Annotated in this window: 20 protein-coding genes and 1 riboswitch; of the genes, 14 read left to right on the forward strand and 6 right to left on the reverse strand. The window is 60.5% G+C overall.

The window, feature by feature from the left end:
* The first annotated feature begins 10 nt into the window (after positions 1–10).
* A complete protein-coding gene (locus tag ASTEX_RS03100; RefSeq protein ID WP_013478148.1) occupies positions 11–340 on the forward strand; it encodes a DUF1491 family protein in 330 nt (109 codons plus the stop codon).
* Positions 341–392: 52 nt separating this feature from the next.
* Complete coding sequence (locus tag ASTEX_RS03105; RefSeq protein WP_013478149.1) at positions 393–794, forward strand: hypothetical protein; 402 nt, start codon at positions 393–395, stop codon at positions 792–794.
* 98 nt (positions 795–892) lie between these two features.
* On the opposite strand, the gene ASTEX_RS03110 is transcribed toward ASTEX_RS03105, so the two are convergent.
* The gene (locus ASTEX_RS03110) at positions 893–2,110 is read right to left on the reverse strand and encodes an MFS transporter (protein WP_013478150.1); all 1,218 of its coding nucleotides are present in this window, start codon (positions 2,108–2,110) and stop codon (positions 893–895) included.
* Positions 2,111–2,256: 146 nt separating this feature from the next.
* Here ASTEX_RS03110 and trhA point away from each other — a divergent pair, with 146 nt between their 5' ends.
* On the forward strand, positions 2,257–2,919 hold the full coding sequence (trhA, locus tag ASTEX_RS03115; protein WP_041658797.1) for a PAQR family membrane homeostasis protein TrhA: 663 nt from the start codon (positions 2,257–2,259) through the stop codon (positions 2,917–2,919).
* A gap of 711 nt (positions 2,920–3,630) precedes the next feature.
* Positions 3,631–5,235 (forward strand): peptide chain release factor 3, encoded by a 1,605-nt coding sequence (locus ASTEX_RS03120; RefSeq protein WP_013478152.1) that lies wholly within the window; start codon positions 3,631–3,633, stop codon positions 5,233–5,235.
* A 42-nt stretch (positions 5,236–5,277) separates the two neighbouring features.
* On the opposite strand, the gene ASTEX_RS03125 is transcribed toward ASTEX_RS03120, so the two are convergent.
* Complete coding sequence (locus tag ASTEX_RS03125) at positions 5,278–5,664, reverse strand: Tat pathway signal protein (RefSeq protein WP_245532524.1); 387 nt, start codon at positions 5,662–5,664, stop codon at positions 5,278–5,280.
* 173 nt (positions 5,665–5,837) lie between these two features.
* Here ASTEX_RS03125 and ASTEX_RS03130 point away from each other — a divergent pair, with 173 nt between their 5' ends.
* The 5 genes from ASTEX_RS03130 to ASTEX_RS03150 all read left to right on the forward strand — a co-directional run bounded on the left by ASTEX_RS03130 (position 5,838) and on the right by ASTEX_RS03150 (position 11,686).
* On the forward strand, positions 5,838–6,743 hold the full coding sequence (locus ASTEX_RS03130; RefSeq protein WP_013478154.1) for a response regulator: 906 nt from the start codon (positions 5,838–5,840) through the stop codon (positions 6,741–6,743).
* Positions 6,740–7,921, forward strand: a complete 1,182-nt coding sequence (locus ASTEX_RS03135) for a hypothetical protein (protein ID WP_013478155.1) — start codon at positions 6,740–6,742, stop codon at positions 7,919–7,921. The genes ASTEX_RS03130 and ASTEX_RS03135 overlap by 4 nt, the downstream gene beginning before the upstream one ends.
* Positions 7,922–8,031: 110 nt before the next feature.
* Positions 8,032–9,222 (forward strand): hypothetical protein, encoded by a 1,191-nt coding sequence (locus ASTEX_RS03140; protein WP_049781678.1) that lies wholly within the window; start codon positions 8,032–8,034, stop codon positions 9,220–9,222.
* Positions 9,223–9,342: 120 nt separating this feature from the next.
* A riboswitch (cobalamin riboswitch) is annotated at positions 9,343–9,534 on the forward strand.
* 101 nt (positions 9,535–9,635) lie between these two features.
* On the forward strand, positions 9,636–10,640 hold the full coding sequence (locus ASTEX_RS03145; RefSeq protein ID WP_013478157.1) for a DUF1852 domain-containing protein: 1,005 nt from the start codon (positions 9,636–9,638) through the stop codon (positions 10,638–10,640).
* A 17-nt stretch (positions 10,641–10,657) separates the two neighbouring features.
* The gene (locus ASTEX_RS03150; protein ID WP_013478158.1) at positions 10,658–11,686 is read left to right on the forward strand and encodes a methionine synthase; all 1,029 of its coding nucleotides are present in this window, start codon (positions 10,658–10,660) and stop codon (positions 11,684–11,686) included.
* Here the strand turns inward: ASTEX_RS03150 and ASTEX_RS03155 are convergent.
* The 3 genes from ASTEX_RS03155 to ASTEX_RS03165 form a co-directional block, all read right to left on the reverse strand.
* Positions 11,683–13,428 (reverse strand): SLC13 family permease, encoded by a 1,746-nt coding sequence (locus ASTEX_RS03155; RefSeq protein ID WP_013478159.1) that lies wholly within the window; start codon positions 13,426–13,428, stop codon positions 11,683–11,685. The two genes, ASTEX_RS03150 and ASTEX_RS03155, sit on opposite strands and share 4 nt — an antisense overlap.
* 74 nt (positions 13,429–13,502) lie before the next feature.
* A complete protein-coding gene (gene mobA, locus ASTEX_RS03160; protein WP_013478160.1) occupies positions 13,503–14,048 on the reverse strand; it encodes a molybdenum cofactor guanylyltransferase in 546 nt (181 codons plus the stop codon).
* Between the two features lie 28 nt (positions 14,049–14,076).
* Complete coding sequence (locus ASTEX_RS03165) at positions 14,077–16,221, reverse strand: glycoside hydrolase family 43 protein (protein WP_013478161.1); 2,145 nt, start codon at positions 16,219–16,221, stop codon at positions 14,077–14,079.
* 199 nt (positions 16,222–16,420) lie between these two features.
* On the opposite strand from ASTEX_RS03165, the gene ASTEX_RS03170 reads away from it, so the two are divergent.
* Genes ASTEX_RS03170 through ASTEX_RS03185 form a run of 4 tightly spaced genes read left to right on the forward strand, consistent with a single transcriptional unit; the run spans position 16,421 to position 22,088 of the window.
* Complete coding sequence (locus ASTEX_RS03170) at positions 16,421–17,530, forward strand: endo-1,4-beta-xylanase (RefSeq protein WP_013478162.1); 1,110 nt, start codon at positions 16,421–16,423, stop codon at positions 17,528–17,530.
* 12 nt (positions 17,531–17,542) lie between these two features.
* Entirely contained in the window at positions 17,543–19,204 is a 1,662-nt protein-coding gene (locus ASTEX_RS03175; protein WP_013478163.1) for a glycoside hydrolase family 43 protein, read from the forward strand.
* Entirely contained in the window at positions 19,201–20,469 is a 1,269-nt protein-coding gene (locus ASTEX_RS03180; protein ID WP_013478164.1) for an MFS transporter, read from the forward strand. The genes ASTEX_RS03175 and ASTEX_RS03180 overlap by 4 nt, the downstream gene beginning before the upstream one ends.
* Positions 20,466–22,088 (forward strand): glycoside hydrolase family 43 protein, encoded by a 1,623-nt coding sequence (locus tag ASTEX_RS03185; RefSeq protein ID WP_013478165.1) that lies wholly within the window; start codon positions 20,466–20,468, stop codon positions 22,086–22,088. Before ASTEX_RS03180 ends, ASTEX_RS03185 begins: the two co-directional genes overlap by 4 nt.
* Here the strand turns inward: ASTEX_RS03185 and ASTEX_RS03190 are convergent.
* Positions 22,069–23,046 (reverse strand): alpha/beta hydrolase family protein, encoded by a 978-nt coding sequence (locus ASTEX_RS03190; protein WP_013478166.1) that lies wholly within the window; start codon positions 23,044–23,046, stop codon positions 22,069–22,071. The two genes, ASTEX_RS03185 and ASTEX_RS03190, sit on opposite strands and share 20 nt — an antisense overlap.
* Before the next feature lie 161 nt (positions 23,047–23,207).
* Here ASTEX_RS03190 and ASTEX_RS03195 point away from each other — a divergent pair, with 161 nt between their 5' ends.
* Positions 23,208–23,957 (forward strand): LytTR family DNA-binding domain-containing protein, encoded by a 750-nt coding sequence (locus tag ASTEX_RS03195; protein WP_013478167.1) that lies wholly within the window; start codon positions 23,208–23,210, stop codon positions 23,955–23,957.
* The last annotated feature ends 1 nt before the right edge of the window (position 23,958 follow it).

The following is a 23,958-nucleotide window of genomic DNA, read 5'->3' on the forward strand; positions in this document are numbered from 1 at the left end:
GGTAAACCGCATGTTACTGCCGACCGACCTTTGGGTATCGGCCCTGATACGACGCGCCGAGCAGGCGGGGGCCTTTGCCTATGTGCTGAAAAAAGGCGATGCGCGCGCCGGCGCTGTGATTCTCAAAATCACCCATCTGCGCGAAGGCGAAACTTACATCCTGCGTCAGGTTAGCGCCGGGGACGAGGTGAAGTGGATAAAGCCCATCACCTCACACGATTCTGAGGTCATTGAGTCCTATATAGAGCGAGAGCGCCGCTTTGACGCCGATCTGTGGGTCGTCGAACTCGAGGATACCGAGGGGCGGCACTTCCTGACCGAGTCTATTCAGCTTTTGTAAACCCTGTTCCTAAACGGGATTTCAAACCCTCTGTGTCAGGGTGATCGCCTAGTTGTTCATAAAGGTGATCGCCTTGCATTTTCTCCTCAACGATGTCGTCTTCGATCTAGACCCCTCGCGCATGATGCATCCGCTGGATGCGCAGCGCTTCGAGGCCTTGTCGATCGACTACATCGCCCAACTGGGTAAGGAGATGTTTGCCGAAAACCCGCAGGCTCACCGCTACAATCCGGAACGCGCCCGCCGCCTGTGCTATCTGCTGCATCTCAAAATGCCGCGCGTAAACGCGGCGCAGTTTCTGGATCACGGCGGTCGTGGTCAGGCCGCCGAGGTGTTGGCTGACTTCAAAGCGCTTAATGAAATGGCGCTTAGCATGATGTATCAGCAGCAGGTCACCGGACAACTCGATGCCACGAAGGTGGATGGGGCCGTCTGGCACCGCCACGCCGCGTAAAGGCCTTACTTCTGGGGCTCTGCGGCGTCGCCGTCGCGTGGTTTTAGTCACATGTAGCCTGCGCCGGGCCCCTGGCATTTCATCCAAAATTCAGCCTTTTACCGGCTTGGAGCGGGTGAAGATGCGGTCTTACGTTCGCCGTTGAGAAAGAGGACCAGACCGATCACAGGGGCGACGGTGCCGGCCACCGCAATGGCCGTCCAGCCGCCCAGACCATAGAGCGGGCTCGCCACCGCCGAGCCGATCGCACCGCCTACAAAGATCGAAGCCATATAAAGCCCGTTGAGACGGCCCCGGCTGTGCGGGTCAAGTCCATAGATGGCGCGCTGCCCCTGAATCATCGTCAACTGCACACAGGCATCGAGGACGATCCCAGCGACCATCAGTGCCAGAATGCTGATCAGAGCAGGGACGGTGCCGCTCAGCATGGCCAGCGCCGCGCCGATTAGGCCTAGCAGCGTTACCTTCGCTCCGTGCCCGGCATCGCCCAGCCATCCGCTGAGTGGGGCGGCCAGAGCGCCTGCGGCCCCTGAAAGGGCAAACAGTGCGATCTGCGACTGGCTGAGGTGAAACGCCCGGAACAACTCCATCGGCACAGCGGTCCAGAACAGGCTGAACGCCCCAAACATAGTGGCCTGAAGCAATGAGCGTTGCCGAAGTACCGGCTGGCTAAGCCACAGCGACGCCATCGACCGCAGCAGCGCCCCGTAAGAGGCCGTGTGCGTCGGGCGGCGCTGCGGGAGGGTCAGGGCCAGCACCAGGCCAATGGCGATCATCAGCCCGGCGGCGATAAAAAACACCGACCGCCATCCCAGATGATCGGCTACAAAACTTGACAAGGGCCGTGACAGCAGGATGCCGGTCAAAAGCCCGGCCATGATTTTGCCGACCGTCCGACCACGCGTTTCTTCCGGACTCAGATGCGCGGCTAACGGTATCAGCATCTGCACAGACACCGCCCCCAGACCGGTCAGAAAGGCCACGAAGAGGAACAAACCGCCGTTTTGCGCCGTGGCGCTGAGGATCAGACTGGCGAAGGCCAGACCGAGGGTAACAAGGATCAGGCGCTTGTTTTCAAACAGGTCAAGCAAGGGCGTGATGAACACCATGCCCGCCACATAGCCGACCTGCGTTAATGACACGATCAGGCTTGCCGTCGTCTGCGACAGGCCGACATCCGGCGCGATCAGCTCGATAATCGGCTGGGCGTAGTAGAGATTGCCGACAATAGCGCCGCACGTGAAGGCGAACAGCGCCACAAGCGGGGGCGATAGGTGAGGCGGGGCGGGGGCGCGGGCATCAGTCATGGCGCACATATAGGTGCCCTTTCAGCAGGTTCAAACTTTTGGACGGGACGCGGGCGAAAGGGACTTGCCTTTCCGTTGCGGCAGGCGGTTATAATGCAATGCTATGCAATAGGGTTTTGATTGACCCTGACCAGCCTTCGCGCGATCCTCTGCTTATGAACATTTCCCTGCCCCCTTCGCCGCACTATCCCACCCGTTGGGCGCGTCACGCCGATCTGATCGTGCACGTGACGGGGTTGGCCTTTGCTCTGTTCGGGGGCGGGGTCGCGCTGGGTCTGGCCGTGACGCAGGGGTTGCTGGGCATGGTGGCCGCCGTCATCATCTATGCGGTGGGCATGATCGCCATGCTGGCCTTTTCGACGGCCTATAATTTCGCCAGCCCGCGTTTTCAGCCGTTTCTTCGCCGCCTCGATCACGCAGGCATCTTCCTGATGATTGCCGCCAGCTACACGCCTTTTACCACGCAGGCCTTAAGCGGGCCGTGGGCCTGGGGCATGACGGCCGGCGTGTGGACGCTGGCCGGGCTCGGCATATTGGGCAAGCTGTTCCTGCCCGGCGTTGGTAAGGGCGTGTGGGTGGCCCTTTATCTGATCCTCGGCTGGCTGGTAGTCATTGCGCTCAAGCCGATGATCGCTGATGTGCCGCCCGCGGCGATGATCCTGCTGGCGACCGGCGGGTTGGTCTACAGCGTCGGGGCCATCTTCTACATGATGAAGCGTCTGAAATTCCGCCGAGCCATCTGGCATGGCCATGTGATTACCGGGGCCGTCCTACACTGGTGCGCGGTGCTGGTCGGTGTGGTCCTGGTCGGGCATTGATGGCTCAAGGCCGAGAGTTCACCAAGCGTTCGAACGGCGTTTCCGAAACACGTTGATCCCAGGTGAGGTTTTTCAGCCTGCTGCGACAACGAAGCTCTTTCGCTTCGTTAATAGCCGGATGCTTCGCTCGAACGCGTTCGATCTCGTCGGTAAGACCTCGCGGTTGTGGCTCCATCGCTAGATATGTTCAGCCGTTTCCCCGGCAGATTCCAAAGAACCATGGCGGGTGCCGATTCTGGGATGTACATATTGATCAACGCGCTCTAACTCCGACCCAGACAGAGGCGCAAAGCCAAGCAAGCTCATTTCGGGAATACTCTGTGGTCGCAAGCCGTCATCCGCCCATACCTCCAACTAAGCGAGATCAGTTTCCCTGTAACATCGGCCTAAGAGCTTCGGCTGTAAAAGGTCTCTGAGTAGCGGTCGACTTGGCCAGATGTCTTTCAGTGTCGCGACAATGAACCGCGTTGAATTGGCGTAAAGCATTTTTACAGCGACGTATCGTTTCGTTTCTGGCGCTGAGAACTCGGTCGCGGAAGGCGTGCGGAAGTTATAGATCTCGCCCTCTGTCCGATAAGGCACTGCCTTCGACGCGTCTTTCGGCATCTTGGTTCCCGCTGAGTTCGTCGTGGTGTAAGCCCAGCGCTCATAAAAGTCATACCGAGACACCCTGCCTTTGACTTTTCCGCCCCAAAGCCTTATCCGCAGCGCATGTCCAATACCCCCGCCACCGAAGCGCCCCGCCGTCGAACCTTCGCCATCATCTCGCACCCGGACGCCGGTAAAACGACGCTGACCGAGCACCTTTTGTTGGCGGGCGGGTCGATCCGTGCCGCCGGTCAGGTGCGCGCGCGCGGTGAAAACCGCCGGACCCGTTCCGACTGGATGAAGATCGAAAAGGAACGCGGCATTTCGGTGTCGTCCTCGGTGATGACCTTTGAGCACGATGGTAAGGTGTTCAACCTGCTCGACACGCCAGGCCACGAAGACTTTTCGGAAGACACCTACCGCACCCTGACCGCCGCCGACGCCGCTATCATGGTGCTCGACGCCGCCAAGGGGATCGAGCCTCAGACGCTCAAACTGTTCGAGGTGTGCCGCCTGCGCGACATCCCCATCATCACCTTTATCAATAAGATGGACCGGGAGGCCGAGGACTCGCTTGCCCTGCTGGACGAGGTGGCGTCAAAGCTGCAACTCGATCCGTCGCCGCTCTACTGGCCGGCGGGGTCGGGTAACCGCTTCCGCGGAATGCTGGAGCTGAAGACCGGGCTGTTTTACCCCTTCACCCGCCGCGAGTCGGGTTCGGAATACGACCAGGGCCATGAAGCCCCGGCCCTGCTGGATCAGGCCGTGGCCAAAGGCTGGCTCGACCAAGCCGAACTCGACGAACTGCGCGATACGGCGGAACTGCTTGAAGGCGGTTTCAAAGCGTTTGACACGATAAGCTTCCTCGAAGGCCATATGACGCCGGTCATCTTCGGCTCGGCGCTGCGCCATTACGGCGTCAACCAGTTGCTTCAGGCGATTGGCGATTTCGCTCCGGCCCCCAAGACGGTGGCAGCGTCGAAGGCAGGGACCGACACGACGGTCGATCCGACGGACAAGGAAGTTACCGGCTTCGTGTTCAAGGTGCAGGCCAATATGGACCCCAACCACCGCGACCGCATCGCCATGCTCAAACTGACCTCGGGTAAATTCCAGCGCGGAATGAAGCTCAAGGTGCAGAACACGGGCAAGCAACTGAGCGTCAACGCGCCGATCATGTTCTTTGCCTCGGACCGCGAGCTGGCCGAAGATGCCTTTGGCGGTGATGTCATCGGCATCCCCAATCACGGCGTGCTGCGCGTGGGTGACTCTTTGTCGGAAAGTGGCACAGTGCGTTTTCAGGGTCTGCCCAACTTCGCGCCGGAAATCCTTCAGCGCGTGCGCGTCAAGGACCCCCTGAAGGCCAAGCATCTTAAAAAAGCTCTGGAATCGCTGGCCGAAGAGGGGGTGACGCAGTTGTTCCGCCCCTCCATCGGTTCGGACTTTATCGTCGGCGCGGTGGGTCAGCTTCAGTTCGAGGTCATGGCCGACCGGCTGGCCAACGAATACGGGCTGGATGTGATCTTTGAACCCTCGCCCTATGCCGAAGCGCGCTGGTTGGGCGGGGATGCGGCCAAAATTGAGGACTTTGCTGGCAAGCACCGCTCAGCCATGGGCACCGATATTGACGAGTTTCCGGTGTTTCTCGGCAAGTCGGCCTGGGAGATCGGCTATGTCGCCGAACGCTATCCGGACGTGAAGTTCCTGCGCACCAAGGAGCGGGGGTAAACGGCCTATACCTGCCCTGTTTACGGGAAGGAGTAATAGAGTTTACGCCAGAACCACGCTCCCCAGTAGCACCTTGACGCCTTTTTGCTTGATGATGGCGTCGGTGGCCGTTTGGAGCTCACGCGTAAGATAGTCAAGATCGACAACAGACGAGGCCGTCAGCCCCATGGCATAGGCTTGCAGGCGCGCCACATAGGCATCGCGCAGGCGCGGGACTGACTTGCTCAGGGTTTCGGCCAGCTTCTCATTCTTGTTGGTGTCGAGCCCGACCTCAACCGTTAGCGTGCCGTGCTTGCCGCCGCGCGCCTTTGTAAAGACGGTCAGCAGCGGCATTTGCACAAAGTCGGCCCCGCCGCCCTTCTTCTTGGGCGCACTGGCCAGCGTGTGTGAAGCCGAGCCGCCGGCTGCCAGAAGCGTAAAGGCGGACAATTGCCATCTTAAAAGGTCGCGTCTATTCATGAGATGGAGGCTAGCACAACAGGGTTTACAGGCGGTTTCTATTTACGCTTAATTTCAATTAACCAAGTATTTTCAAATGGTTAAATATGGAATTAAGAATTAGGAGCTAGGGTGCCTCCGCGAAGAATTGCGGTACCTCTCTGATGTCTGAAACCTCTGCGCTGTTGCGCCATGTCAATCTGCCGGCCACGACGGTCCTGATTGTCGAAGATAATGACGGGCTGAGGCGGATGATCGTCGAGGTGCTGCGCGCCTCGGGTTTTCAGCAACTGATTCAGGCCCGTGACGCGGAAGAGGCGATCGAGCTTCTGGGGGCCTATAATCCCGAACTAATGATCCTTGACTGGAATATGCCGGGCCTGTCGGGCATTGATCTGACGCTGTTACTACGGCAGGCGGCGGTGAATGAGGACACACGCTTTCCAAATCCGCGTATCCCCGTACTCATGCTGACCGGGCGTCAGCGTTCGCGCGATGTGACCGAAGCGCGTAATGCCGGGGTCGATGAATTTGTCATCAAGCCGTTTTCGACGCGCAGCCTCATGCGTGGGGTCGCGTCCGCCCTGTCCCGTCAGCGCCCATTTATCGTGTCGGCGGGCTATGTCGGCCCATGTCGACGTCGGCGAAAGGATGAGGACTATCGGGGCCTGATGCGCCGCGTCGATGATATAGAGGCCGCTGCTGACCGCCACTCACGCGCCTTGTTTCAGCAGACCCTGTCGGTCGAGCTCGAGGCCCTTCACGCCCTGATGTCAGCGCGGGGCGGGCTGCACAAGGAGACGCTGGATTACCTGATCGAGCGTACCAGCGAAGCCGAAACCCAGGCGGTAAGATATCGCCAGAGGCTGCTGGCCGAAGCTACACGTTCTTTAAAGGAATATGTGTCATATTTCGGAAAGGCGGCCGAACCGGATGTGCTGGACGTGCATCTGGATTCTATCCGCCGGCTGAACGCGCTGCGCAATGAGGATACGGCCGAAGGCCAGACCATCATTCGTCAGCTTGAAGCGCTGGTGAAGAATCGAAAGAGGAAGAAACTGTCGGCATGAGTGCGGTGGCAACCTACCAGCAGACCAAGGGCGCATTTCAGGCGCGTTCGGACAAGGGTAAGCCCGCTTCACGCGATGTGCGCAATCTGGCCAATTTGGGCGATACAGCCTCGACCAGCCGCGTCCTCAATCTGGCAGCGATTGCCCTCGTCATGTCCAGCGAAAAAGACTATGTCGCCAAGCCGTTCTTCCGCGACCGCCAGCTTAATCGCGCCATACTGATCAAGCACACCCTGCGTTCCAACGAACGCGATCTGTTCAGCCGCACACGGCGCACGGCGACCAAGATCGTCATGCCGTTCGACGCCACAGACCTGCGTCTGGGCGGGCGTTCGGTTATGGTCAATCAGGTGGGCTTCGAAGCCTTTTGCCGCACGCAGTTCGGCATTGGGGATGTCAATTCGCATTTGGATGTGCAGGTTCTGCGCCTGCTGGACAACCTCCCGTCGCTCGACCCGTTTCTGGTTCGCGAGCACTTGTCGCGCAATGGTTTCAAGCCCGGCGCCTGTTATCTCAATATCTCCGCCCATGATATTCAGCGCATGATCGGCTTTGCCAATGGCGAGATCGAGCAACTGGTGCGCACCGCGTTCGGTAACATGATGGTCGGCGGAGCCAGCATCAAGCTGGCGGGCAAGATCCTGTCGAATGAGCTTGATCAGGAGTTGTCGCCCCTGCGCCAGACCCTGCGCATGTCGGAAGAAGAGTTCTCCGAAGGGATCTTCTCCTGGCGCGGCTTCCTCTATTTCAAATGGCGTCACGAAGAACTGCAAAACGAGATGCGTCGCGTCATTCAGGGTCTGGGTTCTTATCAGCCCGTCGGCGCGATTGACGATCAGGTGCGTGACTATCTGCGCGAAGTACGTCCGCGGCTGGGCCGCCGTATCGCTAAGGCGGTCAATGAGGTGGCGCGCACCATCGCCATCTATGATCGCGCCTATCACGCGCTGACTCAGGGGCAAAACCCCGGCCCCTTCCGTCAGTTTCTGCTTCAGGGGCCGAAGCTGTTTTTCGAACTGGGCGAAACCATCGGGATACTGGGGCACATCTCGTCCTTCTGGACCTATCGCATGATGTCGAGCTTGGCCGCCCAACGGCTGACCGCGCTGGAATATGCCGACGTGCTGATGGATTTTGACGACAGCCTGATGATTTTAGGACCTGACGACGAGGATTAACCGTCTTCGTTCACACCCTATTGGAACCTGTCTTTTAGGCTCCGGGTTCATTCCCGTCCCCAGGTGTCTAACGGATAGTCATGGTTTCAACGGCCCGCCGAAATTACAAGATGACCCGCGGCCCGGATCAGGCGAACCGCGTCATCCGCGAATACCGCAATCTGGCCAATCTGGGTCAAACGGCCGCCTCAACGCGCGTACTTAACCTGTCGCGGGTCTACCGCCTGCATCACAAAGATGAGGACTATGGGGACAATCCCTTCTTTCAGTCCTCACTTCTCAACCGATGCATCATCCTCAAACACACCCTGCGTCTCAACGAGCGGCACTTTTATCACGGCACCCGTCGCACCGTGACCAAGATCATCTTGCCGTATGATCATTTTGATCTGCGTCTGGGGGCGTCCAGCATCTTCATCAACCAGATTGGTTTCGAGCAACTGGCGCGGGATTATCTGTCGATCAGCGATTTCGACAAGAATCCCGACATAAAAATCCTGCGCCGTCTGGATCAGTTGCCGTCGCTCGACCCGTTTCTCGTGCGTGAAACTCTGGCGCGCAACGGCCATCGTCCGGCGGGTATCTATCTGCGCCTGTCGCCCGCCGATCTGTCGCGAATGATGCAGTTTACTTCCAGCGAAATTGAGCGGCTGGTCAATACGGCGCTGGGCGATCACTATGTCGGGGCCTCGATGAAGCTCGGCAACAAAATCCTCTCCGATCAGCTTGATCGCGAACTGTGGCCGCTGAAAGAGACGTTCCGCATGTCCGATACGGAATTCGCCGAAGGTGTCTTCGCCTGGCGCGGTTTCCTCTATTACAAGTGGCGTTACCTTGAGCTTCAGGACCGCCTGCGCGAGGTCCTCGCCGGGATCGGCACCTATCAGCCCTTCGGCGTCAGCGACGAACGCGTAACGGACTACATCCTCAGCGCCCGGCTGCGTCTGGCACGCGGCATGGCGCGTGCGCTCAATCAGGCCTATGACGTGCTGAAAATCTACGATATGGCCTATGCCGATCTGGTCAGCCACAACAAGCCAGGGCCGTTCAAGCGCTTCCTGCTCAATGGCTCCGGCCTCTTCACCGAACTGGGTGAGATTATCGGTACGCTGGACCATATCGCGGCCTTCTGGAGCTTCCGTATGAACCGCGCCATTCAGTCGGGCAAGCCGATGAAGCCGGTTGAATATGCTGATGTGCTGATGGACTTTGAAAGCGGGCTTAACTACCTGTTCGAGGATCGCCCCAGCTTCAGCGTGACGACCTCGGGGTTTCTGCGCGCCAGTATCCCAGCGGGGTAAACGAGGCTCTGTAAAGGGGCACAAAAGGCGATGGCGAGAGCTTACGCCTTTTAATTTGAGAAGAATATAAGCATATAAAGATATGTTTATATGATTATTGACTCCGTCGCTTTGCCCGTCTAATGTCCGGCTGTCAGCGGTCCGCGCCTCTCATGAGGCGTGGCTAAGAGGGAAGCCGGTCCAAACCCGGTGCTGCCCCCGCAACTGTAGGCGGTGAGTGTCGATCCGAAAGACCATTAGGGTGCGCCCTGAGAAGGTGGCTCGAAACCGTGACCCGCAAGCCAGGAGACCTGCCACTGACCGCATCTGTCATCCCGGGCGGAGGGCCACGGGCATGAGTCCTTTGCCCTGCGGCCTGACGCGGGATCGCGGACCTGTGCCCAAAGCGCTCCCCCACAGTAACGGGGAATACCGTGTCACACTCTTCGCCAGTCGCGCCGCTCTCAGACTTCGATTTTACCCTGCGGCGCCTTCGCTTCAATGAGCACTACACGCCGTCGCAAACCACGCGCCTAACCACCAATTTCGCCAATCTGGCCAGAGGCGATACCCGCCAGCAAAACCTGCGCAACGCTTTGCGCATGATCGATAATCGCTTCAACGCGCTGGCCCATTGGGATAACCCGAACGCTGACCGTTACGCCATCGAACTCGATATCATTTCGGTCGAGATAGACCTGCCGGATCGGGCGACCAATGACCGTTTTCCGTTGCTCGAAATCCTAAACACGACCATTCTTGATCGTCACACCTCCTCAAGCATCGCAGGCATGACGGGCAACAACCTGTCGTCCTTTGTGCGCGACTACGATTTCAGCGTCGTGCTGCCCGCGCACAACCGGGACCGCCCTGACTTCAGCCTGCCGCCCAACTTCGGAGACCTGCACGGCCACCTGTTTCTCAGCTTCGTTCGGTCGCCAACTTATAAGGCGCAGTTTCACAAGCCGCCCGTCATCTGCCTGAGCGTCGCCAACAGTAAGACCTATAGGCGGACGAACACGTACCACCCGATACTGGGCGTTGAATACGAGCAAAACGACGAGTCGCTGACGGATATATATTTCCGGAAAATGGGATTAACGGTGCGCTTCTTCATGCCGCCGGGCAGCGTCGCGCCGCTGGCCTTCTATTTCTTCGGCGACCTGCTCTCTGACTACACGTCTCTGGAACTGATCAGCACGATCAGCACCATGGAGAGCTTTCAGAAGATCTATCGCCCGGAAATCTACAACGCGAATGCGGCCGCCGGTGCGGTCTATCAGCCTAGCCTGCAACACCCCGACTATTCGCTGACCCAGGTGGTCTATGACCGCGAAGAACGCAGCCGTCTGGCCGTCGAACAGGGGCGCTTTGCCGAGGCGCACTTCATCACCCCGTACCGCACCCTGCTTGAGCAGTGGTCCGCACATTACGCTTGACTCGTGAGGTAATTCTGATGGCTTTACTCCTTCCCCCGTCCACCGCCGGCAGTCTGCCGAAACCGTCTTGGCTGGCCGAGCCGCAAACCCTTTGGTCGCCATGGAAACTGCAAGCTGAGGCCCTGAGCGAGGGCAAGCGAGACGCCCTGCGTCTGGCGCTGGATGATCAGATTCAGGCGGGTATTGAAATCGTCAGCGACGGCGAACAGACGCGTCAGCACTTTGTCACTACCTTCATCGAACACCTCGACGGCGTCGATTTCTCAAAGCGCGAAACCGTCCGTATCCGTGACCGTTACGAAGCCAGCGTGCCGACGGTGTTGGGGGCGGTCTCACGCCCCCGACCGGTCTTTGTCGAAGACGCCCGATTCCTGCGTCAGCAGACGAAACAGCCCATCAAATGGGCGTTGCCGGGGCCGATGACCATGGTCGATACCCTGTTTGACGCCCACTACAAGAGCCGCGAAAAACTGGCCTGGGCGTTTGCTGAAATACTCAATCAGGAGGCCAGAGAGCTGGAGGCTGCGGGTGTTGATATTATCCAGTTCGATGAGCCCGCTTTCAATGTCTTCTTCAATGAGGTCAATGACTGGGGCGTGGCGGCGCTCGAAAAGGCTGCCGAGGGCCTAAGGTGTGAGACGGCCGTGCACATCTGCTACGGCTACGGCATCAAAGCCAATGCCGAATGGAAAAAGACGCTGGGGTCGCAGTGGCGGCAGTATGAAGAGGCCTTTCCCAAACTGCAAACCTCCAGCCTCGATATCATTTCGCTGGAATGTCACAATTCGCGCGTGCCGATGGAGCTTATCGAGTTGATACGCGGCAAGAAGGTGATGGTCGGGGCCATTGATGTGGCCAGTTCTGTCATCGAGACGCCTGAAGAGGTGGCCGACACCTTGCGCAAGGCCTTGCAATTTGTCGATGCCGACAAGCTCTATCCCTGCACCAATTGCGGTATGGCCCCTCTGCCGCGCGACGTCGCTACGGGTAAGCTGCGGGCGCTGGGGGCCGGGGCGGCAATCGTGCGCAGGGAGCTTATGGCCTAACCAAAACTCGCGCTGAGGACAAAGGCGGTGGTGGCCACGACCAGCACCGCCAGAAGCGCGCCTGCCCGTGCATAGTCGGTGAAGCGATAGCCGCCCGGTGCCATGACCAGCAAATTGTTCTGATGCCCGATGGGAGTCAGGAAGTCTGACGAGGTGCCGACCAGAACGGCCAGCAGTAGGGCGTCGGGTGACACATGGAGTATTTGCGCCAGCTGAATGGCCAGCGGGCCCATGATCAGCGCCGTGGCGACATTGTTGAGCAGGATGGTCAGGAACAGGGTGAGGCCGCAAACCGCCGCGATGCAGGCGATCAGGGGCGCGCCCTTAAGCCCGCCCGCCAATGCATCAGCGACCATTTTCGCCGCACCTGAGGTTTCAAAGCTCTGCCCCACCGGGATCATGGCCGCCAGCAGGACGATCACGCTCCAGTCGATGGACTTATAGATTTCCGGGGCGGGGATTAGCCGCAGGGCCGCCATGGCCGCCGCCGCTGCGAGAAAGGTCAGAGCGGGGGAGACGTCGAACAGCACGGTCACCGCGATGGCCAGAACGAAGATGCCGACCGTCTGGATCGCCGCGCGGATATTAACGGGGGCGGTGTCGGCACGATCGATTTCCAGCAGGCGTTGTTGCGTGCCAAATCGCGCAATATCAGCGGCCTGACCGCGGATAAATAACTGATCGCCGCCTTGCAGGATGATGCCCCCGAGCGGCTGTTTCAGGCGCGCGGCGCGTGGTCCGCCGGCCGTGACATTCAGCGCGCCGCCGCTGCGGTGAGTGATGGCATCGTAGCGTTCACCGATAATGGGGGAACCGTGCGCCACGACCATGTGTGCTGTCACCTCGTGCTCGGCCGGCAGGGGCGCGGCGGTCTTGACGTCCAGACTGTCAGCCACGTCTCCGGGCATATAACGCGACAGAAGGAGCAGCTTGTCGCCGCGTTTCAGGCGATCCTCTTCCGGCCAGTCAATGATCTTGTCGCGGCGGATGAGGCGCAGTAGGCGCGTGCGGCTGGCGTGCAACTGTTTCGACAGGGCGTGGCGGCTGAGTTCAACGGCATGGGTGAGGGTGAGTTCAAACACCTTCCATGGGGCGGCGTGGCCTTCCATCGTGCCGCGGCGCGGCGGCAGCAGACGCCAGCCGATGACGGCCAGATAGACGATACCGACCACGGCCACAGCGATGCCCACCGGTGCCATGGAGAAGAACCCGAAGCCCTGACCCAGCCGCTCCTCGCGCACCGAGGACAAAATCATATTGGCCGGGGTACCGATCAGGGTGATCATGCCGCCCATGATTGTAGCAAAGGCCAGCGGCATCAGGATGGTTCCGACAGCCTTCTTGTTTTGACGCGCGATCTCCGCCCCCAGCGGCATGACGATGACCAGAGCGGCGATATTGTTCATGAAGGCCGACAACAACGCGCCGACGGACATCAGCATGGCCATTTGCAGGCTGTAGGTCGCCTTGCCGAACATGATGTAGCGCGCCAGTTTACCCGCCACGCCACTCAGTTCCAGCGTGCGACCAACGATCAGAACGGCGGCGACCGCCACCACGGCAGGGTCGCCGAAGCCGCTCAAGGCGTCCTCAGGCTTGACGACGCCAGCGATCAGTCCGGCCAGCAGGGCCAAAACGGCGATCAGGTCGTGGCGCACCCGTTCGGTGACAAACAGCACTAGGGCCCCGGCCAGGATCAGTGCACTGATGAGGGCGGGCGAAACAAAGGGGCTTAAGTCCATTCAGCGGTGGTCCGGTCGAAGGCAGGGTCTCTCTACTGCCCGCAACACTGGTAAAGGCGCGATAGGGAATGTCCTCAGGCGCGGGGCTTAAGGGCCGCGACGTCCTGCGGCGTGTTCAGGTTGCGCAAGTTCAGACCCGGCGGGACCGGGATTTCGACGCAGCCCACCTGCCGTAAGAGGGCGCGCAACGACGGCGCGCGCGCGGCGGTGGTCACACACTGGCGGGCGGCCGTAAGGACCGCCGGGCTCAGGCGCAGGGCAAAGGGCAGGGGCTCCCCTTCAAAATAGGCGCCTACGCCCTTGTGCGCGGCCAGCAGACGCAGGGTATCGGGCGACAGTTCGGGCATATCGACGGGTACACACAAGACCTGCTCCACATCCACGCCGACCTGCATCAGGGCGGCCAACACGCCACCTGCCGGGCCGCTGTCCGCGACCGGATCACCCAGACCGCCGGGCAGGTCGGGACGTCCGCTATAGAGGATATGCGCCGCCCCCGCCGCTGTTAGGGTGTTGGCAGCGACCTCCAGCCACGTCTGGCCGTTGAAAATCAGGCCCGCCTTGTCCACGCCCATGCGCCGTGATTTACCCCCACAAAGCACAATACCGGCAAGGGACATGGGGTCTGACCTCCAAAAGGGTTTCGCGTTACTTTACCTCTTCCCACACCAGCACCGTACCGTCTTTGCGGTCGGGATCAGCACCGGGCCAGTCGGCGGCGTAGGGCTCGCCGGTGCGCACGTCAAGGCCGAGATAACGGTGCGTGCGCAGCGACATTAGCATGAACTGTTTGCGAAGCATGTCCTGCCACTGGAACAGGCTGTCCGGCGTCTCCGTCTTCATCAGCCGCACATCTGACGACAGGCCCAGCCCGACAACGGTCAGAAAGCCACTGCCATCCATGGCCTCCAACGCCACGCGTCCCTGCCCGCGATCGTGGACTCGGAAGCGCACGCCGGGGCTGGCGGCCTCCTTCGAGCCATTGGCGGCGAAGTGCAGCATACCATGCGGATTGGCCCACATCGGCTGATCATTGGCGAAGTTTCGGATGGTCACGATCTTGCCGACCGGGAGGTTCTGCGAGCGGTCTGCCAATGGCTCATCGACGCGGAAATCGTCAAAATCCGCCTGCCCGCCGTTCATCCCTTTTTCGTTGAAGGCAAACAGTGCGAAGCGTACCCCTTGAAAGGTGCGCAACTGGTAGGCGGTGCGCACTTCACCGCCAATCGGCGTGAAGGTCTGGCCATCGGTGGAGTAGCTGAACTGCGACAGTTCGCTGTCGTAATTGCCGCTGACGCGCAACTGCACGCGCGGTCCCGGCAGGGCCGCCTCAATGGTTTTGTGGGTCAGCTGATCATAAAAGCGCAGGCGATAGGCCTTACCGTCGCGCACGACGCCCAGCCAGTAATAGGGAATGTTGAGCAGGCCCAGACCGGCCACGTCGCCGTCTTTCAGCCCTTTGGCATCCAGCGTCGTCGTCGCCGTCGATTCCGGCCCGATCACACGCTGGGTCAGGCTGTTGCGTGCCAGCAGGAAGTGCGGGGCGGGTAGGCTATGTAGGCGCAGATAGCCAAGTCGTTCCGACAACGACCATTTCGTGTCATCCGGCACGTGGTTCCATTGCCAGATCGCTTGGGGCTTCGGCCCGGAGAAGTCGTCATTGCGTGTGTAAGTTGGCGTCGGGGCGACGGTGGCTCCCGTAGCGGGCTTCAGCCATGTGCGCGGGCTGCGCCCCAAGTTGCCGGGCAACCCGAAATAGGGCCAGCCGTCCTGCCACGTGACGGGAGACAGGAAGGTGGTGCGTCCCATCGACTTCACATCCATCATCGAAAAGCCCCACCAGTCGCCATTGGGCAGTTCGACCAGCCCGCCCTGATGCAAAGGGTCGGCCCCGAAGGCATTGCCGCCGGGCGGTGGCGGCGAAACACTTATTTTGTCGCCGGGGGCGGGCAGGCTGCGCCCTATGCCCTGCGTGCGCCATCCGAACTGCGTGCCCATGGTCTCCCGCGCGCTGATCGTTACCGTCTCATAGGGGCCGAAAGGACTGTCAGAGCGTGCCGCTTGCATCCGCCCGACCGGGGCGTAGTTGGCGCTGATGATGTAGTATTTGCCCTTGATCTTATAAATATGGTGGCCTTCGCCCATGGCATTGCCGGCCGGGATAATCACCCGCTCGCTGCCCTCGATCACGCCGCTGAGGTCGGGTTTCAGTTCGACGAGCCGCACCTCGTCATAGCTATAGACGGCGTAAATCTTGCCATCGTCGTCGAACAGCACCGACAGGTCGTGAATTTTGCTGTCTAGTGATTTGTGGGTCCATGGCCCGGCGGGGTTGGTGGCCGTGAACACCTGTATCCCGTAACCGTTGATATTGGAGAAGATGTAGAAGGTGCCGTTGTGATAGCGCAGTGCCGGGGCCCAGATGCCAGCCCCATAGGCGTCCTTACCGCCTTCAAGGCGGTATTCCGGCCCCATTTCGAGACGGTCAAGCGCGTAGCCCAGCAGCCGCCAGTTCACCAAATCTTTCGAATGCAGCACCGGCAGGGCGGGCATGGTGTGCATGGTGGTGCCGGTCATATAGTAGTCGTCACCGACGCGGATAATATCGGGGTCAGAAAACTCATCATTAAACAAAGGGTTGGTGAAGGTTCCATTGCCATTGTCCGGCGTCCAGGTCGTCGCTGGTGTGGCTTTGGGCAGGACCTGAGCGGGCGGGGTCTGCGCCCAGGCAGACAGGCTGAAAAGAGTGAACAGCGCCGTCAGCGCAAGGCCGGGCAGGGGGCGGGCGGGCATGAGCGTTTCCTGTTATATGTGTTTGGGCGCAGTATAATAGTCTGAGTTATCCGGTCAATCGCTCTTAACCGCTCCATTGCGCGGCCTTTTTAAGGGGATGGCAAAAACCCGGACATGACCCAATCCGCCGATTGACAGAGGCGATAAAACCGTGATTTGTTAGCGTTAACATAAAAACAAGCTTCGTGCAGGGATACCAATGCCTACTTCTCTTCCGACACGCCGCCACGTGCTGGCGGGCCTGAGCGCTGCCGCCCTTTCTGCGATGGGTTCCGCCCCTGTTTTCGCCGCCAGCGGAGCTTCGCTGCGGGCACTGGCAGCCGAAAAGGGCATCCTGTTCGGTTCTGCGCTCAGTGCGGGCTCACTGGAGCCAGCCTATCTGGACATATTGAAGGCCGAATGCGGCGTAATCGTTCCGGAGAACGAATTCAAGGTCTATGTCATCGCCTCCCAGCCGGATCGGTATAACTTCGCGCCCGGTGATAAGATTGCCGCCTTTGCGCGCGACAACAGTATGAAGCTGCGCGGGCACACCCTGTTGTGGAACAAGGTCGAGTTCATGCCGAAATGGCTGCTGAATATCGATTTTGGCGCAAACCCGGCGCGCGAGGCCGAACGCTATCTGCGCGACTACATCAAACGCGTTTGCACACAGTATGGCGATCAGGTGTTTTCGTGGGACGTGGTCAACGAAACTATCGACCCTCAAACTGGCGACATCCGCGACACGCCGTTTACAAAGGCGCTGGGATTCGACTGTATCCGCATCGCCTTCGAGGCGGCGCGCGAATATGCCCCCAAGGCGCAGCTGGTCTATAACGACTACATGTCGTGGGAGCGTGGCAACGAGACACATCGCAAGGGGGTGCTCAAGCTGCTGGAAACCCTGAGGGCGAAAAACGTTCCGATCGATGGATTCGGCATCCAGAGCCATATCGGCAATGACGGCCACATCAAGGAAGCGCAGCACGATCAGTGGCGCGCCTTTATCGACGCGGCTGTGGGCATGGATTACAAACTGTTGATTACCGAATTTGATGTCAACGACAAGGACTTGCCAACAGATCCCGCTGTGCGCGACGCCGGCGTGGCTGCGGCAGCGAAGGACTATCTCGACCTGATGTTCTCCTACAAAGAACTGGATCAGTTCCTGTGCTGGGGCATGAGCGATAACCATAGCTGGCTACAGGGCTGGACGCCGCGCACCGACAAGATGCCCCAGCGCCCGACCCCCTATGACGCCAACTACCGCCCCAAGCCCTTGCGTGAGGCCATTGCCGACGCCTTGAAGGCCGCCCCGAAAAGATAGGAGACAGACGATATGCGATATCTGGCTGCTCTCTCCGCCGCCCTGTCAGTGGGCTTGTCCCAGGGTCTGTTCTCACCGGCTGTGGCTGAGCCGGCGCGCTTTGAGCGCTTCACCTATGAGGGCCGCTCTCAGGAGCAGGTCAGGGCGGGGCCGGGCGAATATGTCAACCCCATTTTGTCGGGCTATTATCCCGACCCATCGGTGACGCGCGTTGGCGACAACTATTATCTGGTCAATTCGTCCTTTGCGCACTTTCCGGGCCTGCCCATCTTTCAGTCAAAAGATCTGGTGAACTGGACGCAGATCGCCAATGCGATCAGCCGTCCGGAACAACTCAATTTCGATGGCCTGAAGGTGTCGCGCGGGGTCTTCGCGCCAGATATCTCCTATCATGATGGTCTGTTCTACATCGTCAACACCTGCGTGGATTGCAAAGGCAATTTCGTCATCACGGCCAAGGACCCGAAGGGGCCGTGGTCTGACCCGGTGTGGTTCGATTTCGAAGGCATTGATCCGTCGATCTTCTGGGACACGGACGGCAAGGCCTATATCGTTAACAACGGCGCGCCAAACGAGACGCCACGCTATGACGGCCACCGCGCCATCTGGGTGCAGGAGTTCGATTACAAGGCGCTGAAACTGGTCGGTGAGCGCACGCAGATCGTCAATGGCGGCGTCGATATTTCCAAAAAGCCCATCTGGATCGAAGGGCCGCATATCCTGCGCAAGGACGGTTTTTACTACCTGACAGCGGCCGAAGGCGGCACGGGCGATCAGCATTCGCAGGTGGTGCTGCGTGCCAAAAGCGTGCGAGGGCCGTTTGTCCCCTACGACAAGAACCCGATCCTCAGCCAGCGCACGCTCGACCCGACGCGCAAAAACCCAGTGACCTCCGCCGGTCATGCCAAGCTGGTGCAAACTCAGACGGGTGAATGGTGGGCGACCTTCCTTGCCACGCGGCCCTATGGCCCGGACCTCTATAACATCGGGCGCGAAACCTTCCTTTTGCCCGTGACATGGAAGGACGGATGGCCGGTCATTCTCGAAGACGGAAAGCCCATTCCCTTCACGGGGAAAAAGCCCAATCTGCCGACGCAGCCCGCCCCAACTCAACCGGTCAACGGCGATTTTGGCTTTAGCGAAGAGTTTGACGGCAAGAGCCTGCCTCTGTCGTGGATCGGGGTGCGCACGCCGCGAACACCCGTTTATCGACTGGACAATGGGGCATTGGTGCTCAATTCAGGCGCGGCGCTTGGTGACCTCCAAGGGACGCCCGCCTTTATCGCCCACCGTCAGCAGCATCACGTAGCCACCGTCTCCACCGCGCTGCGCTACCGGCCTGAAAGAGACGGCGCGCGTGCCGGACTCGCGGCTTTGCAAAACGATGACGCCTGGCTGTTTTTCGGTCTGACACGCCTCGACGGCAAGCCGCAGATCGCGCTCTATAGCCGCGAAAATACCAGCGGGGACAAGCTGATCGCCTCGGCCCCGCTGACGGCCGGGGATGTCACCCTGACCCTGCGCTTTGACGGCGGACGCCTGACGGCCGATTATACGGCAGACGGTCAGACCCGCACCTTGATCCGCGACGTCGATATCACCTTCCTTTCGACTCGCAAGGCGGGGGGCTTTGTCGGCACCCTCATCGGGCCCTATGCCTATGAGCCGAAATGATGCTGAAACGGATCGGGCATCTGCGCTGGTGGATCATCGCTTTGGTGATGCTTGGTACCATCATCAACTACCTAACGCGCAGCACGCTGAGCGTCGCCGCCCCCACCCTGACGCAGGAACTGAGCCTGACGCCGCAGCAATACAGCTACATCACCAGTGCCTTCCAGTTGGGCATTATGATGCAGCCGATCGCAGGTTACATACTCGACCTCATCCGTCTGCGTATCGGCTTTGCATTGTTTGCCACGGCGTGGGGAATTATTACCATCGCCCACAGCCTTGCCGGCAACTGGCAGGGTCTGGCTATGCTGCGGGGGCTTCTGGGCTTTGCCGAAGGGGTGGCGCATCCGGGCGGCCTCAAGGTCGTCGCCGAATGGTTTCCTGCCAAGGAACGCGGGCTGGCGGGCGGCATCTACAATATCGGCGCGTCTTTGGGCTCGATGCTGGCCCCGCCGTTGGTGGTGTGGGCCATCCTCTATTACGACTGGCGCGCGGCCTTTGTGATTACCGGCGTTATCGCACTGGTCTGGGTGGTGTTATGGCTGCTCTTTTATCAGTCGCCGGAGAAGCATAAGTCGATTTCCGACGGCGAGCGTAGCTATATCCGCGACGGTCAGGAGCGTCATCTGGAGGCCACGGCGGCTCGCCCGTCACCGCTGAAAATTCTGGTGCAGCGCAATTTTTGGGGCATTGCGCTGCCGCGGTTTCTGGCCGACCCGACTTGGGGGACGCTGACCTTCTGGATGCCGCTTTATCTTTCGACGGCACGTGGTTTTGACCTGAAAGAGATTGCCCTGTTTGCATGGCTGCCCTTTGTCTTTGCCGATATCGGCTGCCTGTTCGGCCCGGCGGTGGTTTTGTGGCTGCAAAAGCGCGGCATTGGCCTGATTGACGCGCGCCGGTGGGTGTTTACGCTCGGCGCGGTCTTGATGACCGGCATCATGTTTGTCGGTTGGGTCAAAAGCCCCTTCGTTGCCATCGGCTTGCTATGTCTGGGGGCCTTCGCGCACCAGACCCTGTCGGTGACGGTGATCACCCTTTCGTCGGACCTGTTCCGCAAGAACGAGGTGGGGACAGTAACCGGCATGGCCGGGACCTTTGCCAATCTCGGGGTGCTGTTGTTCTCGCTGGCCATCGGTGCACTGGTCAGCACAATCGGTTATGAGCCCTTCTTTGTAATGCTGGGTCTGCTTGACCTAATCGCTGCCGTGGTGCTGTGGACGCTGGTCCGCGCACCGAAGGCTGAGCCGGAGCCTGCAACGTGATCCGTAATCCTATCCTGCCGGGCTTCAATCCCGACCCGTCCATCGTGCGCGTAGGTGAGGACTACTACATCGCCACCTCGACATTTGAATGGTATCCGGGCGTTCAGATTCACCATTCGCGCGACCTGATTCACTGGCGGCTGATCACGCGGCCTCTGCGGCGTCCGGCACAACTCGACTTGCGCGGCGTACCCGATAGCTGCGGCGTCTGGGCCCCGTGCCTGACTTACGATAACGGCCTGTTCTACCTCATCTATACCGATGTGAAACGCTATGGCCGCACCACAGTCGGCGGCGCTAGCGGCGCCTCCTTGCGCGACTTCCATAACTACCTGGTGACCTGTCCCACCATCGACGGCGAGTGGTCAGACCCCGTCTATCTCAACAGCAGCGGCTTTGATCCGTCGCTCTTCCACGATGATGACGGGCGCAAATATCTGGTCAACATGCTGTGGGACCACAGGCCGGGCCGCGTGCGATTTGCGGGTATCGTGCTGCAGGAGTATGACCCCTCTGCGCTGCGCCTGATCGGTGAGCGTCAGGTGATTTTCGAAAGCACGTCACTCGGTATGGCCGAAGGCCCGCACCTCTATAAACGCGATGGCTGGTACTACCTGATCACGGCCGAAGGCGGTACGGGCTGGAACCACGCGGTGACGATGGCGCGGTCGCGGGCCCTGACCGGGCCGTATGAGTTGCACCCCGAAACGCATATTCTCTCCAGCCGCTTGCGCCCCGACAGCCCGCTTCAGCGCGCTGGTCATGGCGATCTGGTCGAAGCGCGCGACGGCACGCCGATGCTGGTCTACCTCTGCGGTCGGCCCCTGCCCAATCGCGGGCGCTGCGTGCTGGGACGCGAGACGGCCATACAGCCGATGCGATGGGACGCAGACGGCTGGTTGCGCACGCTGGATGGGCAGGGACTGCCCCTGCTGTTCGCCGAAAGCCCGGAGCCGGTCGGTGCGGGTTTTGAGGCTATCCCGGTGGATTTTAACGGCCCGGCCCTGCCCATAGACTTCCAGTGGCTGCGCTCACCCTATCCCGAAAAATTGTTCAGCCTCAGCGACCGACCCGGTCATCTGCGGCTATTTGGGCGTGAGACCCTGGGCAGCCTGTTCGAGCAGGCGCTGGTGGCGCGCCGTCAGCAGGCGTTCTGCTATTCGGTGGAAACCGTCCTCGATTATCAGCCGCGCCATTATCAGCAGGCGGCCGGGTTGGTCTGCTACTATAACGGCAGCAAGTACCACTATCTGCACGTTACCCACGACGAACAGGTGGGGCGGCACGTGCGGGTGATGTCAGCCCTGCCGGACTCGACGACCAGTGACGCTTTCAGCGCCCTCTATCCCGTCGCCGATGGTCCGATCCATCTGCGCGCCGAGGTCGATAATGAGCGTCTGCGCTTTGCCTTCCGGCGGGCGGCGGACGCCGACTGGACATGGATCGACGGGCATTTCGACGCCAGTATCCTGTCGGATGAAGCCACGGTGCCGGGGGCCCCGAACTTTACCGGGGCCTTTGTCGGCATGGCCTGTCAGGATACATCGGGCGAAGGGCTGCCCGCCGATTTCGCAACGTTCGATTATCGCGAGCGCGACTTTATCGCAGAGATTGGCTGAAAAATCGCACCACCTCGGCATTAAAGGCGTCGTGAAAGGCGGCGCGGTCAAAGCCCGCCCGGCTGCTACAGATTTGTGGGGCCAGATTGACGTCTACGCACGGGGCCAGGAAATCGAAGTGCCCGGCATTGGGGACCGCGTGAAACTCGGGCGTTTGCGGTAGGGCCTGACGCACGGCATCGGCATAGTCGGGTGCGGGCAAAATCTCATCGGCATCAGCGCGCCACAATTGCACGGGGAGGCGCAGGCCCTTCAGGCCTTCAGCAAAGGTGAAACCGAGTGCCGGGGCCGCCACAACCAATGCCTTGATGCGCGTATCTGCGGGCATTGACGGTGCCGCAACGGCGGTTGCCGGGCGCGGATGGCGGGCGATCATCTGACAATCGAAGTAGGCCGGGTGCGCCTGACAATGTGGGATCAGGCGGGCAAAGTTCGGACGCCCACCGGCGGCAGCCAGAACCGTAAAGCCGCCTGCCGAAAAGCCGAAGGCCCCGACGCGCTGGGGGTCGATGACGTCACGCTCCGGCGCTTCGGTCAGCATATAGGTGATAAGCTGGTTCAGCGCCTTCGGGCGGTCTTCGATCTGCGTGGCGCGGCTGGTGTCCTGCCAGTTGTCGCCCGGATGGGTAAGGGCCGCCACGACAAAGCCCGCTTTCGCCAAAGCCACCGCCGTATCGACATGGCCAGAAAAGATGCCGCCGGTGCCGTGCGACATGACGATCAGCGGATGCGTGCCGGGCAGGGGCGCAGCATTGGGCACGACCACGTGGCTGTACAGCCCCAGGCTTTGGCGGGCGGGCGTGCCGGCGGCCGGAAACCACACCCCGACCTCAACCCCCTGAGCGGTGACGGTCTTGCGGAAGCCGACCTGAGGGCTGGCGCTCGGGGCCTCGGCATGAGCGATCGCACCAAAGGCGGCGAACAGACTGAAGAGAGCGAAGAATAGGTGACAGCGCATGAGAAACCTCCGTTTGATCCGTCCGCTCTAACCGATGCGCTAGGCGCGTAAAGCCGTCATTCGCCAGTGGGCAAACGGGTTCGCAGTCCGGCGATTGGGCGCTCTGGCGGTGCATGGCGCAGGCGGCTATAGTGCGCCAAACCACTGTTTACTGAGCCTCTATGCCAACATCGCTTTCCACCCGTTTGATCCGCCTGAGCCGTAATCCCGTCGCGCAGTGGGCCGCCGTGGCCGGTGTCTGCGGGCTGATACTGGGGGTGCTCGGGCCATTCGGCAGCTACCTGAATACGGGTCTGGAAAAACGTATCACTTATTGGGTCGTGTCGATGCTGGTGGGCGCGGCGCTGTTCGGGGGCACCCTGCGGGCGGTCAAGCGTGTCGCCCCCGGTGGCGGAGCAAAAACTCTCAGTCTGCTGGCTGTTGCTCTTGGGCTCGTCAGTGTTTTGCAGGCGTTTCTGACGCGCACCGCGGCCTTCTGGCTTTGGCCGGAGCTGCATCGCTTCGACCTGTCGCCGGTCCAGTGGTATGGTCAGACCCTACTGATCGGCGGGCTAATGTTCCTGACGGTATGGGCGCTTCAGCGTCGCGCGGCCTCGCGCCCCGTTCTCTCTGAGACGGCACCGCCCGCGGCCCTACCCACGGACGTGCTGGCCCTTCAGATGGAAGACCACTATGTGCGCGTTCACACGCCCGCGGGGGCGCAACTGATGCTAATGCCGCTGCATCAGGCGATTGCCCAACTGGAAACCGAAGGGCTGCGGACGCACCGGTCGTGGTGGGTGGCGCGCCACGCTGTCAAAACCATCGAAGGCACGCCGCGCGCCATGCGTTTGCACTTGACCAATGGCCTCACCGCGCCGGTCGCCCGCTCGGCGGTGGTGCACCTGCGTCAGGCCGGTTGGTTGTCATGAA

The organism is Asticcacaulis excentricus CB 48 (genome assembly GCF_000175215.2).
GTDB lineage: Bacteria > Pseudomonadota > Alphaproteobacteria > Caulobacterales > Caulobacteraceae > Asticcacaulis > Asticcacaulis excentricus.